Below are 1,965 nucleotides of genomic sequence, written 5' to 3'. Positions count from 1 at the left end.
GAGCATGAACGCCAGCCGCTCCGCCGGATACGACGGGTCCAGCGGTACGTACGCGCCGCCCGCCTTGAGCACGCCCAGCATCGCCGCCAGCAGCGGCACGCCACGCTGGGCGCAGATGCCGACCCGTACGTCCGGGCCCACCCCTACAGACCGCAGGCGGTGGGCGATCTGGTTGGCCTTCGCGTTCAGGTCCTGGTACGTGAGATGCGTATCGCCGTGGACGACCGCCACCGCGTCCGGTGTCGCCTTCGCTTGTGCCTCGAACAGCCCGTGCACCCGCGCCGCCGCATCGAGCGGCACCTCGGTCGCGTTGAAGTCCTCGACCACCAGCGTCCGTTCGAGCGCGGGCAGCACCTCCACGTCCGCCACCGACCCCTTCGGATCGGTCGCCAGCAGGCCGGTCAACTCCCGCAATGCGGCCGTCAACAGCACACAGACGCGCTCCGGGTCCAGCCGGTCGTCCACTTGGGCCGTGATGGCGAAACCGGTGTCGTCGGCGCCGAGGTCGTCCACCGAGACCACGACCGGGTAGTTGGTGCGCTCCTCGTTGTGCAGCACCTCGAATCCCGACATCGCCGTATCGGTCGTGGCCGGATCTGCCGGGGTGCTGTGCCGGTAGTTGAAGAGGCTGGTGAACAGGGGCGAGCCCGGTGGGACCTGGCTGCATCCCTGGGCGAGGACGAGCGGGGCGTGTTCGTGACGCAGCACCTGGGCCAGGAGCCCATGGGTGTCGCGGACCGCGTCCAGCACACCTCGCGCATCGACGTCGACGCGTATCGGGAGGGTGTTGATGAACAGCCCGAGGCCGCGTTCCGCGCCCGCACCGGCTTGCATGCGCCCGAAGAGCACCGTGCCGAAGACCACGTCCGAGCGGCCGGTGAGCCGGGACAGGACCATGCTCCACGCCAGATGGCACATGCTCGCCGGTGAGACCCCCGCCTGGCGGGCCTGCTCCCGGATCGTCTCAGCCAATTCCCGCTCGATGGCGGCATGCGCCTCGGCTATTCCGGTGCCATCGCCGCGGACGTCGAGGATGCCGTAGGGCGCGGTCGGCTCGTCGATGTCGCCGAGCTGTTCGGTGAAGAACTTCTCGTGTTCTTCACGGCTGGTGCCCAGCACGGCCTGGGCCACCGCATTGCGGTAGGGCACCGGCTCCGGCAACGCACTGGCTCGCCCGGCCAGCACCGTCCCGACCTCCTCCTGCAACATCTCCAGCGTGGTGTGGTCGCCCACCAGGTGATGCATCAGCATCATCACCAGCCACCGGTCACGTGCCGCGTCGTACGCCGTGACCACGCGCAGCAGGGGCGCCGCGCGCAGATCCATCCGGTAGCGGCGCGGGTCGTAGCGGGTGAGCAGCTGGGTGGCCGCGTCCTCGTCGCCGTCGAGGGTGACTTCCTCAACGGGCAGGTCGGTGTGGCACCACACCACCTGGAGGGGTTGCGGGAGTCCTTCCCAGACGACGGCGGTACGCAAGATGTCGTGACGGTTCACGACGGTCTGGAGCGCGTCGGTGATCTCGCCGACCCATTCTCGTGAGGGCACGGCCGACACGCTCGACAGCAGGTAGGCGTCGCCTTCGCCGCCCATGAGGTGGTGGAAGAAGATGCCTTCCTGGAGCGGCCCGAGCGGGTAGATGTCCTGCACGTTGCTCGCGCCACCCGACACCGAGGCGGTCACCGTGTCGATGTGCTCTTGGGTCAGCTCGACCAGCGGCAGCATGTCGGGGGTGATGACCTCGGCGTCCGCCGGGATGGCGTTCGGGGGCACGACAAGGTCCGTACGTCCTCCACCTGCTCCGACTGCGGTGGCGAGTCCGGTGATGGTGGGGGTGGTGAAGACGGCGCGGATGTCGCAGGTGAGTCCGGCTTCGCGCATGCGCTCGACCAGGGAGACGGCGAGGAGGGAGTGGCCGCCGAGTTCGAAGAAGTCGTCGTTGCGGCCGACGCGTTCCACGCCGAGGAG

Annotated in this window: 1 protein-coding gene; it reads right to left on the bottom strand. The window is 69.1% G+C overall.

The annotated features are described in order from the left end of the window. The coding region (locus tag LCH29_RS43835; RefSeq protein ID WP_446467266.1) for a condensation domain-containing protein at positions 1-1,965 on the bottom strand (1,965 nt) is incomplete at both ends.

The sequence above is a fragment of the Streptomyces sp. BRA346 genome (assembly GCF_052851135.1).
Note: the sequence above shows the minus strand (reverse complement) of the source record. Positions and strands in the feature narration are given on the sequence as shown.